The 15778-nt window shown below is 36.6% G+C and carries 22 protein-coding genes; 16 read left to right on the forward strand and 6 right to left on the reverse strand.

The window, feature by feature from the left end:
• Positions 1–75: 75 nt before the first annotated feature.
• From pdhA to DN389_RS08150, 5 genes are all read left to right on the forward strand, one after another.
• Positions 76–1191, forward strand: coding sequence for a pyruvate dehydrogenase E1 component subunit alpha (pdhA, locus tag DN389_RS08130; protein WP_000536893.1), 1116 nt, complete (start codon positions 76–78; stop codon positions 1189–1191).
• Positions 1192–1194: 3 nt separating this feature from the next.
• A complete protein-coding gene (gene pdhB / locus DN389_RS08135; RefSeq protein WP_000068162.1) occupies positions 1195–2172 on the forward strand; it encodes a pyruvate dehydrogenase complex E1 component subunit beta in 978 nt (325 codons plus the stop codon).
• Positions 2173–2265: 93 nt separating this feature from the next.
• Positions 2266–3555, forward strand: a complete 1290-nt coding sequence (gene pdhC / locus DN389_RS08140) for a pyruvate dehydrogenase complex dihydrolipoyllysine-residue acetyltransferase (protein WP_000863412.1) — start codon at positions 2266–2268, stop codon at positions 3553–3555.
• Between the two features lie 5 nt (positions 3556–3560).
• Positions 3561–4973 carry a dihydrolipoyl dehydrogenase gene (gene lpdA, locus DN389_RS08145; protein WP_000260106.1) on the forward strand — a complete coding sequence of 471 codons (1413 nt, stop codon included), beginning with the start codon at positions 3561–3563 and terminating at the stop codon, positions 4971–4973.
• 235 nt (positions 4974–5208) lie between these two features.
• On the forward strand, positions 5209–5436 hold the full coding sequence (locus tag DN389_RS08150; RefSeq protein WP_149237010.1) for a hypothetical protein: 228 nt from the start codon (positions 5209–5211) through the stop codon (positions 5434–5436).
• A 1-nt stretch (position 5437) separates the two neighbouring features.
• Here the strand turns inward: DN389_RS08150 and DN389_RS08155 are convergent, their stop codons facing one another.
• Positions 5438–5830, reverse strand: a complete 393-nt coding sequence (locus DN389_RS08155; RefSeq protein WP_001163318.1) for a DUF1885 family protein — start codon at positions 5828–5830, stop codon at positions 5438–5440.
• Between the two features lie 127 nt (positions 5831–5957).
• Between DN389_RS08155 and DN389_RS08160 the strand changes: the two genes are divergently transcribed.
• The 4 genes from DN389_RS08160 to DN389_RS08175 all read left to right on the forward strand — a co-directional run bounded on the left by DN389_RS08160 (position 5958) and on the right by DN389_RS08175 (position 6939).
• Positions 5958–6254, forward strand: coding sequence for a DUF3055 domain-containing protein (locus DN389_RS08160; RefSeq protein ID WP_033656384.1), 297 nt, complete (start codon positions 5958–5960; stop codon positions 6252–6254).
• 194 nt (positions 6255–6448) lie between these two features.
• Positions 6449–6577, forward strand: coding sequence for a GapA-binding peptide SR1P (locus tag DN389_RS08165; RefSeq protein ID WP_000536778.1), 129 nt, complete (start codon positions 6449–6451; stop codon positions 6575–6577).
• 59 nt (positions 6578–6636) lie between these two features.
• Entirely contained in the window at positions 6637–6765 is a 129-nt protein-coding gene (locus DN389_RS08170; protein WP_000536801.1) for a GapA-binding peptide SR1P, read from the forward strand.
• Between the two features lie 45 nt (positions 6766–6810).
• Positions 6811–6939: a GapA-binding peptide SR1P gene (locus tag DN389_RS08175; protein WP_000536796.1), complete on the forward strand. Its 129-nt coding sequence runs from the start codon at positions 6811–6813 to the stop codon at positions 6937–6939.
• Positions 6940–6977: 38 nt separating this feature from the next.
• Here DN389_RS08175 and DN389_RS08180 read toward each other — a convergent pair whose 3' ends face one another.
• Both DN389_RS08180 and speA read right to left on the reverse strand, forming a co-directional pair.
• On the reverse strand, positions 6978–7808 hold the full coding sequence (locus tag DN389_RS08180) for a protein-glutamine gamma-glutamyltransferase (protein ID WP_000635322.1): 831 nt from the start codon (positions 7806–7808) through the stop codon (positions 6978–6980).
• A 75-nt stretch (positions 7809–7883) separates the two neighbouring features.
• Complete coding sequence (gene speA / locus DN389_RS08185; protein ID WP_000084901.1) at positions 7884–9356, reverse strand: arginine decarboxylase; 1473 nt, start codon at positions 9354–9356, stop codon at positions 7884–7886.
• 367 nt (positions 9357–9723) lie between these two features.
• On the opposite strand from speA, the gene DN389_RS08190 reads away from it, so the two are divergent.
• Positions 9724–9993, forward strand: a complete 270-nt coding sequence (locus tag DN389_RS08190) for a UPF0223 family protein (protein ID WP_149237011.1) — start codon at positions 9724–9726, stop codon at positions 9991–9993.
• An 80-nt stretch (positions 9994–10073) separates the two neighbouring features.
• On the opposite strand, the gene DN389_RS08195 is transcribed toward DN389_RS08190, so the two are convergent.
• The gene (locus DN389_RS08195) at positions 10074–10700 is read right to left on the reverse strand and encodes a YktB family protein (protein ID WP_000175087.1); all 627 of its coding nucleotides are present in this window, start codon (positions 10698–10700) and stop codon (positions 10074–10076) included.
• Between the two features lie 206 nt (positions 10701–10906).
• On the opposite strand from DN389_RS08195, the gene DN389_RS08200 reads away from it, so the two are divergent.
• On the forward strand, positions 10907–11095 hold the full coding sequence (locus DN389_RS08200; protein WP_001250166.1) for a hypothetical protein: 189 nt from the start codon (positions 10907–10909) through the stop codon (positions 11093–11095).
• An 88-nt stretch (positions 11096–11183) separates the two neighbouring features.
• A complete protein-coding gene (locus tag DN389_RS08205; protein ID WP_001158688.1) occupies positions 11184–11975 on the forward strand; it encodes an inositol monophosphatase family protein in 792 nt (263 codons plus the stop codon).
• Between the two features lie 44 nt (positions 11976–12019).
• On the opposite strand, the gene DN389_RS08210 is transcribed toward DN389_RS08205, so the two are convergent.
• Positions 12020–12199 (reverse strand): DUF5325 family protein, encoded by a 180-nt coding sequence (locus DN389_RS08210; protein WP_000400128.1) that lies wholly within the window; start codon positions 12197–12199, stop codon positions 12020–12022.
• 140 nt (positions 12200–12339) lie between these two features.
• On the opposite strand from DN389_RS08210, the gene typA reads away from it, so the two are divergent.
• From typA to DN389_RS08225, 3 genes are all read left to right on the forward strand, one after another.
• A complete protein-coding gene (gene typA / locus DN389_RS08215) occupies positions 12340–14184 on the forward strand; it encodes a translational GTPase TypA (protein ID WP_000914755.1) in 1845 nt (614 codons plus the stop codon).
• Between the two features lie 156 nt (positions 14185–14340).
• A complete protein-coding gene (locus DN389_RS08220) occupies positions 14341–14643 on the forward strand; it encodes a YlaH-like family protein (RefSeq protein ID WP_000893656.1) in 303 nt (100 codons plus the stop codon).
• Positions 14644–14655: 12 nt separating this feature from the next.
• Entirely contained in the window at positions 14656–14931 is a 276-nt protein-coding gene (locus DN389_RS08225) for a hypothetical protein (RefSeq protein WP_001258133.1), read from the forward strand.
• Positions 14932–14966: 35 nt separating this feature from the next.
• On the opposite strand, the gene DN389_RS08230 is transcribed toward DN389_RS08225, so the two are convergent.
• Positions 14967–15167, reverse strand: coding sequence for a YlaI family protein (locus DN389_RS08230; RefSeq protein ID WP_001995040.1), 201 nt, complete (start codon positions 15165–15167; stop codon positions 14967–14969).
• Positions 15168–15312: 145 nt separating this feature from the next.
• Here DN389_RS08230 and DN389_RS08235 point away from each other — a divergent pair, with 145 nt between their 5' ends.
• Entirely contained in the window at positions 15313–15768 is a 456-nt protein-coding gene (locus tag DN389_RS08235) for a PNPOx family protein (protein WP_000024571.1), read from the forward strand.
• The last annotated feature ends 10 nt before the right edge of the window (positions 15769–15778 follow it).

Below are 15778 nucleotides of genomic sequence, written 5' to 3' on the forward strand. Positions count from 1 at the left end.
GTTGCGTTTTCAGTCTAGCTAATAGATAGTGAAAGCGTTTCAGAATATGGTTCAAGAGAGGAAGAGGTGAACGGAATGGGTACTAAAACAAAAAAGACCCTATTTAATGTTGATGAGCAAATGAAAGCTATCGCAGCTCAATTTGAAACATTACAAATTTTAAATGAAAAAGGCGAAGTTGTGAATGAAGCAGCTATGCCTGAATTATCTGATGATCAATTAAAAGAGTTAATGCGCCGTATGGTGTACACTCGCGTACTAGATCAACGTTCTATTTCTTTAAACCGTCAAGGACGTTTAGGTTTCTACGCACCAACAGCTGGACAAGAGGCTTCTCAATTAGCAAGTCATTTCGCACTTGAAGCAGAAGATTTCATCTTACCAGGATATCGTGATGTGCCACAATTAGTATGGCACGGTTTACCATTATACCAAGCATTCTTATTCTCTCGTGGACATTTCATGGGTAACCAAATGCCTGAGAATGTAAATGCACTTGCTCCACAAATCATTATCGGTGCGCAAATCATCCAAACTGCTGGTGTTGCGTTAGGTATGAAACTACGTGGTAAAAAATCTGTTGCAATTACTTACACTGGTGACGGTGGTGCTTCACAAGGTGACTTCTACGAAGGTATGAACTTTGCGGGTGCATTCAAAGCTCCAGCAATCTTCGTTGTACAAAACAACCGTTATGCAATCTCTACTCCAGTAGAAAAGCAATCTGCAGCTAAAACTGTAGCACAAAAAGCAGTAGCAGCAGGTATTTACGGAATTCAAGTAGATGGTATGGATCCATTAGCTGTATACGCAGCAACTGCTTTCGCTCGTGAGCGTGCAGTAAACGGAGAAGGCCCTACTTTAATCGAGACTTTAACATTCCGTTACGGTCCACATACAATGGCTGGTGATGACCCAACTCGTTACCGTACAAAAGATATCGAGAACGAATGGGAACAAAAAGATCCAATCGTACGCTTCCGTGCATTCTTAGAAAACAAAGGCCTATGGTCTCAAGAAGTTGAAGAGAAAGTAATCGAAGAAGCAAAAGAAGATATCAAACAAGCAATTGCTAAGGCTGACCAAGCTCCAAAACAAAAAGTTACTGATTTAATGGAAATCATGTACGAAAAAATGCCTTACAACTTAGCTGAACAATATGAAATTTACAAAGAAAAGGAGTCGAAGTAAGCCATGGCTCAAATGACAATGATTCAAGCAATCACTGATGCTTTACGCGTTGAAATGAAAAATGACCCTAACGTACTTGTGTTTGGTGAAGACGTTGGTGTAAACGGCGGTGTATTCCGTGCTACTGAAGGTTTACAAGCTGAATTCGGTGAAGATCGTGTAATGGATACTCCACTTGCAGAGTCTGGTATTGGTGGACTTGCAGTTGGACTTGCATTAGAAGGCTTCCGTCCAGTTCCAGAAATCCAATTCTTCGGTTTCATTTATGAAGTAATGGATTCAGTTTCTGGTCAATTAGCTCGTATGCGTTACCGTTCTGGTGGACGTTGGACTGCTCCAGTAACAATTCGTTCTCCATTCGGTGGCGGTGTTCATACTCCTGAACTACATGCTGATAGCTTAGAAGGATTAGTGGCTCAACAACCTGGTCTAAAAGTTGTTATTCCATCTACTCCATACGATGCAAAAGGTCTTTTAATCTCTGCGATTCGTGACAACGATCCAGTTATCTACTTAGAGCATATGAAATTGTACCGTTCATTCCGTCAAGATGTACCAGAAGGCGATTACACAATTGATTTAGGTAAAGCTGATATTAAACGTGAAGGTACAGATGTATCTGTTATCGCTTACGGTGCTATGGTTCATGCTGCATTAAAAGCTGCTGAAGAACTTGAAAAAGAAGGTATCTCTTTAGAGGTAGTTGACTTACGTACAGTTCAACCATTAGATATCGAAACAATCATCGCTTCTGTTGAAAAAACAGGCCGCGTAGTTGTAGTTCAAGAAGCACAAAAACAAGCTGGTATTGCAGCTAACGTTGTAGCGGAAATTAACGACCGTGCAATCTTAAACTTAGAAGCTCCAGTTGTACGTGTTGCAGCTGCTGATACAGTATTCCCATTCTCTCAAGCTGAGAGCGTATGGTTACCAAACCATAAAGATATTGTTGAAGCTGTTAACAAAGTAATGAACTTCTAATTTTTAGCTTTTCATGTGCAAAAGAAATCAGCACATGCTGGTTTCTTTTGTACATATTCCATAATAATGAAATGAATCAGGGGGCTGAATTCCGTGGCATTTGAATTTAAACTACCAGATATCGGTGAAGGTATCCACGAAGGTGAAATCGTAAAATGGTTTATTAAACCAGGCGATGAAGTAAACGAAGACGATGTACTTCTTGAAGTACAAAATGATAAAGCAGTAGTAGAAATCCCTTCTCCTGTTAAAGGTAAAGTACTTGAAGTACTTGTAGAAGAAGGAACAGTTGCAATTGTAGGAGATACATTAATTAAATTTGATGCTCCTGGATACGAAAACCTTAAATTTAAAGGTGACGATCATGATGCAGCTCCAAAAGCTGAAGAAGCAGCAGTAGAAGCTCCAGCAGCGGAAGCTACTCCAGCAGCAACTGCAGAAGTAGTAAATGAGCGCGTAATCGCTATGCCATCTGTTCGTAAATATGCTCGTGAAAACGGCGTAGACATTCATAAAGTAGCTGGTTCTGGTAAGAACGGCCGTATCGTAAAAGCTGACATCGATGCATTTGCAAATGGTGGACAAGCAGTAGCAGCAACTGAGGCTCCAGCAGCAGTAGAAGCTACTCCAGCAGCAGCGAAAGAAGAAGCACCAAAAGCACAACCAATCCCAGCTGGTGAATATCCAGAAACTCGTGAGAAAATGAGTGGTATCCGTAAAGCGATTGCTAAAGCAATGGTTAACTCTAAGCATACAGCTCCTCACGTAACATTAATGGATGAAGTAGATGTAACAGAACTTGTTGCTCACCGTAAGAAGTTCAAAGCTGTTGCAGCTGACAAAGGTATTAAATTAACTTACCTTCCATACGTTGTTAAAGCTTTAACATCTGCATTACGTGAATACCCAATGTTAAACACTTCTTTAGATGATGCTTCTCAAGAAGTAGTTCATAAACATTACTTCAACATCGGTATCGCAGCTGATACAGACAAAGGTCTATTAGTACCAGTTGTTAAAGATACAGATCGCAAGTCTATCTTCACTATTTCTAACGAGATCAATGATCTTGCTGGTAAAGCACGTGATGGTCGTTTAGCTCCGGCTGAAATGAAAGGTGCTTCTTGCACAATCACAAACATTGGTTCTGCAGGTGGACAATGGTTCACTCCAGTTATCAATCACCCAGAAGTAGCAATCCTTGGTATCGGCCGTATCGCTGAGAAGCCAGTTGTGAAAAACGGTGAAATCGTTGCAGCTCCAGTATTAGCATTATCTCTAAGCTTTGACCATCGTTTAATTGACGGCGCAACTGCTCAAAAAGCATTAAACCAAATTAAACGTCTATTGAATGACCCACAATTATTAGTAATGGAGGCGTAATAACAATGGTAGTAGGAGATTTCCCAATTGAATTAGATACAGTCGTTGTTGGTGCAGGTCCTGGTGGATACGTTGCGGCAATTCGTGCAGCACAATTAGGTCAAAAGGTAGCAATTATCGAAAAAGCTAACCTTGGTGGCGTATGCTTAAACGTTGGATGTATTCCTTCAAAAGCGTTAATCAATGCAGGTCATCGTTATGAGAATGCAATGCATTCTGATGACATGGGTATCACTGCAGAGAACGTAAAAGTTGACTTTACAAAAGTTCAAGAATGGAAAAACGGCGTAGTTAAGAAATTAACTGGCGGTGTTGAAGGCCTTCTTAAAGGTAACAAAGTTGAAATCATTCGCGGTGAAGCTTACTTCGTAGATGCTAACACATTACGCGTAATGACTGAAGATGCAGCACAAACGTATACGTTTAAAAATGCTGTTCTTGCAACTGGTTCTACACCAATCGAAATTCCAGGATTCAAATACTCTAAACGTGTTATCAACTCTACAGGTGCTTTAAGCTTACCTGAAATTCCTAAAAAACTTGTTGTAATCGGCGGCGGTTACATCGGTATGGAATTAGGAACTGCATATGCTAACTTCGGTACAGAAGTTACTGTAGTAGAAGCTGGCGACGAAATCTTAGCTGGTTTCGAAAAAGCTATGAGCTCTGTTGTTAAACGTGCTCTTCAAAAGAAAGGTAACGTAAATATCCATACAAAAGCTATGGCTAAAGGCGTTGAAGAAACAGAAACTGGCGTAAAAGTTAGCTTTGAAGTTAAAGGTGAAATCCAAACTGTAGAAGCAGATTACGTATTAGTAACTGTAGGTCGTCGTCCAAACACTCAAGAAATTGGTCTTGAGCAAGTTGGAGTTAAAATGACTGACCGCGGCATCATCGAAATCGATGAGCAATGTCGTACAAACGTATCAAACATCTATGCAATCGGTGATATCGTTCCTGGACCACCATTAGCTCACAAAGCTTCTTACGAAGGTAAAGTAGCTGTTGAAGCAATTAGTGGCCATGCATCAGCAATCGATTATATCGGAATTCCTGCAGTATGCTTCACTGATCCTGAATTAGCATCTGTTGGTTACACTAAGAAACAAGCTGAAGAAGCAGGAATGACAGTAGCTGTATCTAAGTTCCCATTCGCTGCTAACGGTCGTGCATTATCATTAAACAGCACTGACGGTTTCCTACAACTTGTAACACGTAAAGAAGATGGTCTTCTTGTAGGTGCTCAAGTTGCAGGTGCAGGCGCTTCTGATATTATCTCTGAGATTGGTTTAGCTATCGAAGCTGGAATGACAGCAGAAGATATTGCTCAAACAATCCACGCTCACCCAACATTAGGTGAGATCACAATGGAAGCAGCTGAAGTTGCTCTTGGAATGCCAATTCACATTGTAAAATAATTTAAGTAATGAAAATAACCCCTCTCTTATTTAAAGAGAGGGGTTATTTTTATTTTAATAAAATAGCTTGCAAGGTCTTTATGTGTACTTGTCGAATGAATATATAATACTTTAAATGAATCGTTAGAACATATGTTAATTCAAAAGTAGTATATATGCTTTCGTATAATATGTAATTGATTCAAACTTAATCCCATATATTAATAAAATAGAGCATGTCAAAGGAGAAGGTTCCATGAGAATATTACATGTTATATTTTATCATTTTTTATTATGGAGTGGTTTTTCCGTAGTATTATCATTGTCAAATGGTGATAAGTTGCATTACAAAGTAATGCTATTCTTTGTATTTCTTTATTTAGCATATGTGATCGCATATTTTGTATTGCACATCAGAAAGCAGGCATTATTCCTTACGTGTTCAAATTGCATACTTTTTTTTATTGTATATTCTATTTTTTAAATTAACGTTTATAGAAATACATCGTTCTTCCATTAAATAATTGTAATTCTCCTTCTAATTTCTTCGCTAGAAAACGGCAAAATTCATTTGCTTTTCCTTTATCACCGAATGTTGCATTAGGTGGTAAAGAAATCTGAATAAAAGATTGTTCCTTTTCTATACCAACACCAACATATATGGAGTCATATCGATCGTGAGTAGCTTGTAGTTTTAATGTTGTTGCTGATGTATCTAAAATTTCATAAGGAAAAGCGGTATTTGTATAAGCGTAATTAATTTGAACACCAGTTTTGGAAGTAACTGTTTTATAGTACTGAAAAAGTTGTTTTATATCATCTGTTGAAACAGTTTGTTGATTGGATTTAGGTACAAGCGTAATAAAGGCATGTTGCATATAAGTTCCTCCTAACTTAGTAGAATACTATCATTCTACATCCTACTGAATTTTTTGACAATTAAAAGGAGTATTCCTTTTTTTGTTTAATATACTAATGAAAGGTGATGTAGAAAGGTGGAAACCGATGTTTGAAAAATTGTATGATGAGCATGAAAGTGTGAAGGTACGATTTTTGGGGTTTATGACACATGATACTCGTTATGATTTTGGTGTTATTTATACAAATATGTTTTTTGGAAAGCCGCTCATTGTTTGTATGCAAACAGGAAGGTCTACTTTACTTGGAAGAGATGATGTAGAGAATGTGCAACATATACAGGAAGTTTTTAAATTAGGGTCAGAAGAGGAAGCAGCAGAGTTAGCTCAGTTTTTTAAATTTTTAGTCCCATCTACTTCTTTGCATGCGGAATATGAAGAATAATTAATGTAAAACAGTCGTACGTATAAATATGGCTGTTTTTTTATTTGAATATCGCATACTAATTTAAATTAAAAATATTTAATGTGTTATACTAAAAACCTATTGACGTAAAAAGTATAACATATTAAAATAAAGACAGAAAGTTAAGCGGTTACAAAAGTTTTTGGGATTATAAACTTAGGAGGAAATGAAAAATGGGAACGATCGTATGTCAAGATTGTGAAGGTACAATTGCACACTTCGAGGATGAGAAAGTAACGGTACTTTACGGGAAATGTGGATCTTGCGGATGTGATCACACAGAGCATACAAAAGCCCAATAATTGATAGGAAATGGACAGCTAAAAGTTTTTAGGACCATAAACTTAGGGGGAAATGAAAAATGGGAACAATCGTATGCCAAGTATGTGAAGGAACAATCGGACATTTTGAAGATGAAAAAACGACAGTGCTTTACGGAAAATGTGGTACAAATTGTGACTGTGCTAATAGAGACAAGGCGAAAGCTTAATTATAAATAAGTAGATTATTATTAAAACTCAGGGGGAAATGAAAAATGGGAACAATCGTATGCCAAGTATGTGAAGGAACAATCGGACATTTTGAAGATGAAAAATCAACAGTACTATACGGAAAATGTGGATCTCATTGCGAATGTGACCATAAAGAACATACAAAAGCTTAAATAAGAAGAAGCGCCTACATATATATGTAGGCGCTTTTTTAATAAATTGTAGTTGTATGGCCAACTGTTGCAACGATTGCATCATCTCTAATCGGAATAAATCCTATCGATGTCTGTGGAGTGCTAGGAGAGGCGTAGTGGCTCATGAGACGGCTATCAATACGGGTAATAGTATCGGTCAAGAAAGCTGAAATAAAAGCGTAAGGGACTCGTCGTTCATTTAATGAGTATATAATTTCCTCTTTTGTTTTTACACCTACGCCATGTCCGTAAAAAAAGAAATTTCCTAGATAGATTGTATTTTCTCCTTGCCACTCGATCGTAGCTGGATTCACTTGTGGATTTTTAAAATAAACGAGATCACCTGGAACAAGATCGCCACCCGTTTTTGTTATGAGCTTTAAATCTTGATCGTAGTCCCACGTATAAAGTAAAAGGTTTGCAAAGAGACGGTTGAAAGTTTCTTCCTCATATAACGATAGTAAAGCTTTGTAAAAAATAATGATCATAGCGGTGGCGCATTCAGTTCCATATAGTTTTCCGTTTTTGAAAATATCTTGTATGGCAATGGAAGGGGGTATGTTTGGTAGTAGCTCGAATCCTCCAAGTGGTGTTCTTTTCCAATACTGGGGGTTGCAAAAGGATTGTTGAAATGTGCGAAACTGAAATCCACTTTGAAAAAGTTCTAATGCAGAAGTAATAATATTCACTCGTAAATTTAGATCAAAGCTGAGTTCATCAGATGTTCGGAAGGAATAAATTTCTTGATTTCCTGCCATTATCGATAAAATTTGTTGTTTCTCAGCTGCAAATGGCTCATATTCATTTGTGATATAAGGATGTACAATAGAACGGCCTATTACAATCATAATAGTATCCCCACCTATACGTTACATTACTTAATATCGTATGGGAAAAGAGAAAAAGGGTGAAAGAAAAGCCTATCAACTGATAGGCTTGTACTCTTTAATCACACGTAATGTTTGTAATGTCATATCTTCAGGACCTTGTACAGGTAAACCCGCTTCTAAGTTTTTACGAATATACTCTAAGTTATCTTGTGTAATAATTTCCCCCGGAGTAAAGATTGGAATCCCTGGCGGATAAACCATAACGAAATCAGCTATAATACGACCTGCTGCATTTTCAAACGGAATGACTTCTGTTTCCGAATAAAAAGCATCTCGAGGAGAAAGTGCTAGCACTGGTATTTCTGGAATTTCTACTTGTATTTGAACACCTTTATCGGCTTTATTTCTAAATGTTGCTGCTAAATCTTGTAATGCTGCAATAAGTGTATTTGTCTCACTTTCTGTATCCCCAAAAGTGACAAGACATAGTATGTTGTATAAATCCGAGAGTTCTACTTCAATGTTATATTGCTCTCTAAGCCATACTTCAGCCTGATGGCCTGTAATACCTAAATCTTTTACAGATACAATTATCTTTGTAGGATCGTAGTTAAAAGTAGCATCTGTACCTAGCATTTCTTTCCCAGGACAGTAAAGATCCTCAACAGCATTAATAGCATCACGAACTTGTTCCGCTAATTGAATTGTTTGTTCTATGAGTGCTGTTCCTTCTGTAGCAAGACGTTTTCTAGCAACATCTAGGGATGCTAACAAGATGTAAGAAGTTGATGTAGTCGTAAGCATGCTAATAATAGATTGAACATGTTTAACGTTCACAAGGCCTTCCTTCACGTTAAGAATAGAACTTTGCGTTAAAGATCCTCCTAATTTGTGAACACTTGTTGCTGCCATATCTGCACCGGCTTGCATCGCTGACATCGGCAATTCATCGTGAAAATGAATATGAACACCATGAGCCTCATCAACTAGTACAGGGATATCATAAGAATGGGCTAATTGGACAATCTGTTCTAAGTCCGCAGCAAAGCCAAAGTATGTTGGATTAATAACAAGTAAGCCTTTCGCATCTGAATGCTCTTCAAGTGCCTTTTTGACAGATTGAATTGTGATTCCGTGTGAAATACCAAGTTTTGGATCGATTTCAGGATGCATGAAAATCGGTTTTGCACCTGAGAAAATAATAGCTGACATTACTGATTTATGCACGTTTCGTGGCACTAGGATTTTGTCACCAGGACCGCACACGCTCATCACCATTGTCATTATTGCACCACTTGTACCTTGAATAGAAAAGAAAGTATGATCTGCACCAAATGCAGCGGCTGCTAAATCTTGTGCTTCTTTAATCATACCTTTTGGATGATGTAAATCATCGAGCGGCGCAATATTAATTAAATCAATTGCTAATGCATTATGCCCAATAAATTCGCGAAATGTAGGATCCATGCCCTGTCCTTTTTTGTGACCAGGAATATGGAATTGAATTGGATTTCGCTTACTGTGCTCAACTAAAGCGGTAAACAATGGTGTTTCGTATTGGGACAATCTATACACCCCTTCTTTTTCATAATATTTATTAGAGTTTGTTTTATATAATCTTGTTCTAAAAAAGTTAAGTGCTTTTTAGAATGAGACTTGTTTTTCTGCCAATCACAAAAGCATTTTTGAGATGGTAGGTTCACTTTATTTTCTATAAAACAAAAGCATTATATCACCAATAATTATAGATGTATAGAAAAAAATATTTTTACAGTGAGTATGTTAAATAGTTATTTCCAATTAACTTATAGAGGAAGAGAATTCCATCACAATGAATAAATAGTGTATAATGCAAAGTGGCTATAGTGAAGAAGAAAAAAATCCCTTTAAGATAGCATATTGAAATAAGAAGAAATGATAAATGAGGTGCGAAATGGAATATCAATATCCGTTAGATTATAATTGGTCAAATGAGGAAATGGTTGTAATTGTAAAGTTTTATGAAGCAATTGAGAAAGCATACGAAAAAGGAATTATAAGAGAAGAATTAATGGAATTATATCGTCGTTTTAAAGAGATTGTTCCATCTAAAGCAGAAGAGAAGAAAATTGATAAAGAGTTTCAAGAAGTAAGTGGATATTCTATATACCGTGCGATTCAAAGGGCGAAAGAAACGGAAGAACAAAAGCTCGTGAAAATGTAAAAATATTTTGAAAAATAAAAACTGAAGTGATATAATGTGATAACAACTAAAAACGGACAATATAAATTGTCCGTTTTCTACTATCGATTACAAAGTGCATATAAAGGAAGGAGTGATTGCATCGTAGATTCAATCTTAGCAAGGAATTGTTCGTTGGTCATTGCTGAAAACTCCTCTGGTGATATATGAATACCAACTAATAATTCTGCTTTTTTAACAGTAGCTAGACGTTCAATCATCTTTTGTAAGTCTTCTGTTTCAAGTGTTTTATGTAATTTTACACTTGGTTTAGTATGGTCAATGGACCAAACGAAGTCATTTGGAATATTTGTTTTTAAATCATTTAAATGTTCTAAGAAGGCGTGAGCCGTCTCCACTTTTTGTGGACACTCATAGATTAAACCAAAGTATATGAAGGCATGAGTACCCCATAATCCAATTTGGAAATGTGGTAGCATTTTATATCCGCGTTTATTTGTTGAAAAAGCAACCCAAGTATCGTTTGGTGGATTGACTTTGCGACGTGCATGTTTTGCTACATGATAAAAAAAGTTCTCATCAGTTTGTTTGGATAAATACGTTGCAAACTGTTCCCCTAAAGCTTCCAGCTTAGGATGAATGTTCGTTTTAATTGCACTCATTCGTTCTTCGAGACCATCAACTGTAAAGACCTCAAAATCAGTTGACTTGAATGTTTGTAGTGTCATGATTGTTCCTCCAACTCCTATTTTGCTTTTATTTTAGCATAGCTTGTACTATTCATAAAAAAAACAGCACAAAAAAATTTAAATAAAAAAATATAATTTTGTTGCATAGATGATTTATCCAACATAGTATAGTATAAAACAAAAAATCAGAAAATTGAATCAATTCTAGTCCGAGGGCAGACGAATATTGGGAGGAGGCAAATAATATGAGACAGGTGATTAATGCGTTAAAGAGAACAGATGCTGAAAAGAGAATACCGGTGCTACGTTTGGAGTTAGATTATGAATTAGCAACTTTATATGATGCGATGATGGAAAATGATAAACTGAAAAAAGAAGAGTGTGTACAAAAGTTAGAAGTGTTAAGACTTGAAATGATTCGTTTAGAAGCGTAATAATAGTATATGTATAAAAAATTAGTTGGTGCGAACCTTATAAAGGGTTCGTTTTTTCTGTGAACAGTATAGATCGGAGTGTTTAAACATGCAAGAAGTATGGAAAGACATCGATGCACACGCCAAACAGTGGATTCGAGATGCAGGAGAGTTTTTAATGGCATCAATGGAAAAAGCACTTATTATAGAAACGAAATCCAATGCAGCTGATTTAGTAACAAATATGGACCGAGAAATAGAACAGTTTTTAATTGGGAAAATTAAAGAAACATTCCCGAACCATAATATTTTAGGAGAAGAAGGTTATGGAGATGAGGTAACTTCTTCTGAAGGGGTTGTTTGGTTAATTGATCCAATTGATGGCACGATGAACTTTGTTCATCAAAAAAGAAATTTCGCAATTTCAATTGGAATTTATGAGAACGGTATCGGAAAGGTTGGACTCATTTATGATCCAGTTCATGATGAATTATACCATGCGGTAAAGGGAGCTGGAGCATTTTGTAATGAAGTACCAATACCTTTATTGGAAAAAGGAACTGTAGAGCAAGGTATTGTAGCTTTAAATGCGATATGGCTTACCGACAATCCAATGCTTAATAAGGAAAGTATGATGGCACTGGTTAAGAAAGCAAGAGGCACGAGATCATATGGCTGTGCAGCGTTAGAGATGGTATACGTTGCAACAGGAAGAATAGATGCATATGTAACGCCGAGATTATCACCATGGGATTTTGGTGGGGGACAGATAATTGTAGAGGAAGTTGGAGGCAAGGTGACAACTTTTTCTGGATCCCCGCTTTCTATCGTAGAGAAGAGCAGCGTATTAGTTGCAAAACCAGGAGTGTATGAAGAGTTGTTACGATTTATAGCGGAGTAACAAAAAAAGTAAGAGGCTGTATAAGCGCTTCTTACTTTTTGACGTTATTTCGATTTACGCATTTTTCTTTTTGTTACAAAACCGTATCCAACTGTAACAAATGTGCCGATAATGCAAATAATAATACCGATGGGACTATTTTCAGCAACCATAATGCCGATACCGATTAAGAAAATAACACCGATAATTGCAGTTAATAAAAAGCGATATTGAATGTGTTCCATTTCTTCACCCTCCAATCTCATTTTACTTTCACAAAAGTAAGAATACAACTATATTTTCATTCTTGATTTTATTTTGATTGCCATTGTATCCCCTTCGCTCTTATAATAGAGAAGGATTAAAAAGACATTAGGAGTTGGACATGTTGAAAAAACGACAAGATTTACGAAATATAGCAATTATTGCCCACGTTGACCATGGTAAAACAACACTTGTTGACCAGTTATTACGTCAAGCGGGGACGTTCCGTGCGAATGAACATATTGAAGAACGCGCAATGGACTCAAACGATCTAGAAAGAGAACGTGGTATTACAATTTTAGCGAAGAATACTGCGATTCACTATGAAGATAAAAGAATTAACATTTTAGATACACCTGGTCACGCTGACTTCGGTGGAGAAGTAGAGCGTATCATGAAAATGGTTGATGGTGTTCTACTTGTTGTTGATGCATATGAAGGTTGTATGCCACAAACACGATTTGTTTTAAAGAAAGCTCTTGAGCAAAACTTAACTCCAATCGTTGTTGTAAACAAAATTGACCGTGACTTCGCTCGCCCTGATGAAGTAGTTGATGAAGTAGTTGACTTATTCATCGAACTTGGTGCAAACGAAGATCAATTAGAGTTCCCAGTTGTATTTGCATCAGCAATGAACGGAACAGCAAGCTTAGATTCAAATCCAGCAAATCAAGAAGAGAATATGAAATCATTATTTGACACAATTATTGAACATATTCCAGCACCAGTTGATAACAGCGAAGAGCCACTTCAATTCCAAGTAGCACTTCTTGATTACAATGACTATGTTGGTCGTATCGGAGTTGGACGCGTATTCCGTGGTACAATGAAAGTAGGACAACAAGTTGCATTAATGAAAGTTGATGGAACTGTAAAACAATTCCGTGTAACGAAATTATTTGGTTACATTGGATTAAAACGTCAAGAAATTGAAGAAGCAAAAGCTGGAGATTTAGTAGCTGTTTCAGGTATGGAAGACATTAACGTAGGTGAAACGGTATGTCCGGTTGAGCATGAAGAGGCTTTACCATTATTACGTATTGATGAGCCAACACTACAAATGACATTCCTTGTAAATAACAGCCCATTTGCAGGTCGTGAAGGTAAATTCATTACATCTCGTAAAATTGAAGAGCGTCTTCGTTCACAATTAGAAACAGATGTAAGTTTACGTGTAGATAATACAGATTCTCCTGATGCGTGGATCGTATCTGGACGCGGGGAATTACATTTATCTATCCTAATTGAAAACATGCGTCGTGAAGGTTATGAACTACAAGTATCTAAGCCTGAAGTAATTATTAAAGAAGTTGATGGCGTAAGATGTGAGCCTGTAGAGCGCGTGCAAATCGATGTACCTGAAGAATACACTGGTTCTATTATGGAATCTATGGGTGCACGTAAAGGTGAAATGTTAGATATGGTGAATAACGGAAACGGTCAAGTTCGCCTTACTTTCATGGTTCCAGCACGTGGTTTAATTGGTTACACAACAGAATTCTTAACATTAACTCGTGGTTACGGTATTTTAAACCATACATTCGATTGCTACCAACCAGTACACGCTGGACAAGTTGGTGGACGTCGCCAAGGTGTTCTAGTTTCACTTGAAACAGGAAAAGCATCACAATACGGTATTATGCAAGTTGAAGACCGTGGTGTAATCTTCGTTGAACCAGGTACAGAAGTATATGCTGGTATGATTGTTGGAGAACACACTCGTGAGAATGACTTAACAGTTAACGTTGTAAAAATGAAACAACAAACTAATATTCGTTCTGCGACGAAAGATCAAACTTCAACAATGAAAAAACCACGCTTAATGACTTTAGAAGAGTCATTAGAGTACTTAAACGATGACGAGTTCTGTGAAGTAACTCCAGAATCAATTCGTCTACGTAAAAAGATTCTTGATAAGAGCGAGCGCGAAAGAGCTGCTAAGAAAAAGAAATCTGTAGAAGCGTAAAATAATAGAACAGCTACCTTTGAGGGGTAGCTGTTTTTTTATTGTATTTATTTTTGGAATATTTAATCTTTTTTGTGGACAGTATTTTTTTTGCGGGTTACTCTTGTATTAAGTACATAAATAAAATTTGTTTCTTGTGAGAAAGGGGGATGAATGATGTTAGAAAGAATGTCGTTTTTTGCGAAATTATGTAAAGTTGATGAAAATCCAGAACTAGGGATGTGGTTGCTATATGGCATCATTATTATATTAAGTGCACTTGTGTATAATTTAGGTTTTGCAAGAAAACTATCAATAATAAAAAATATAGTGATATATATATCGTTAGCGATTGGGTGTACAGTTTTAACTTTCTTTGCAGTTTTTTTACCTGTTGGAGAGGGCCTTGTTGTAGCGGCAATTGTACTTGGGATTTATAGGTTGCGTTTACGTCAAGCGAGACAACAAAAAGCAGGATGAGGGGGGAGTTTTATGCGTTCAGTACAAGATGCATTATATAATTGGTTAACAATTAAAACAGTTGCCGAAGCACGTCCAGATGATCGTGCTGCAAAAGAAACGTATTTGTTATTTCAAAATATGATATATGAGGAACATAAATTAAAGAATGTGGAAGTTAAAAAGAATGAAGAAATGTATTTGATTACATATGAAATGAATGGAGAAAGAAAATCTGCGAGGTTTCCGTTAGAAGCTATTGATTGCTTTTTGGATCAAATGAATCGTGAACCTGAAAAATATAAATAAGTCCTTATCTATATGATTAAGGACTTATTTACATTTTACCAATCGTCTTCGACTTTTTTATCACGATATAATCGGAAATTACCACTTGCATGACGTTCCATCGTACGTTCTGCAATTCGTTCCGAACATTCCATGCACATATATGTATGAATAGGGCGGTTACGTAGTTTTTTTGCCATAGGATTTTCATCATCTAACATATCTTTTTTATCACAAATCATACATTTGACTCTCATTTCGTCACCTCAATACGAATTCTATCAGTATAAGTATATCATGGAAGTGTAATATTTTTGAATAATAGCGGGAAAAAATAATATTTTCGCAATTCGAAAAATAAGTTATGATAAGGATATACTAATTATATTTGGAGGTGGAAATATGGCGAATGTAGTAGATCCTACATTAACAGATGATTTAGTACAAACGTTACGTAAAGAATGTATTGTTATGGTAGCAACAACAGACTTCGAAAAACAAGTTCCTAACGTAAGTGCTATTTCTTGGGTGTATGCAGTGAGTAAAACTAGTATTCGATTTGCAGTAGATCAACGTTCACGTATTGTGGAAAATATACGGCATAGTACTGGGCTAGTATTGACTATAATGGCGAATGAATCCGTATTTTCCATAAGTGGTGCAGGTGAAATTTTGACTGATAGAATGGAAGGCATTCCTCTAAAATTAACTGTAATAGAAGTAAATGTACAAGAAGTACGTGATGTTATGTTTTATGGAGCGAAGCTTGCAACTGAGCCAACCTATGAAAAAACATATGATATTCGCGCAGCGAAAAAGCTGGATAACCAAGTGTTAGTAGGAATAAAAGAATTATAAATGTGATAAA

Origin of the sequence: Bacillus sp. AY3-1 (assembly GCF_008368785.1) — a bacterium.
In the GTDB taxonomy this organism is placed as follows: domain Bacteria; phylum Bacillota; class Bacilli; order Bacillales; family Bacillaceae_G; genus Bacillus_A; species Bacillus_A wiedmannii.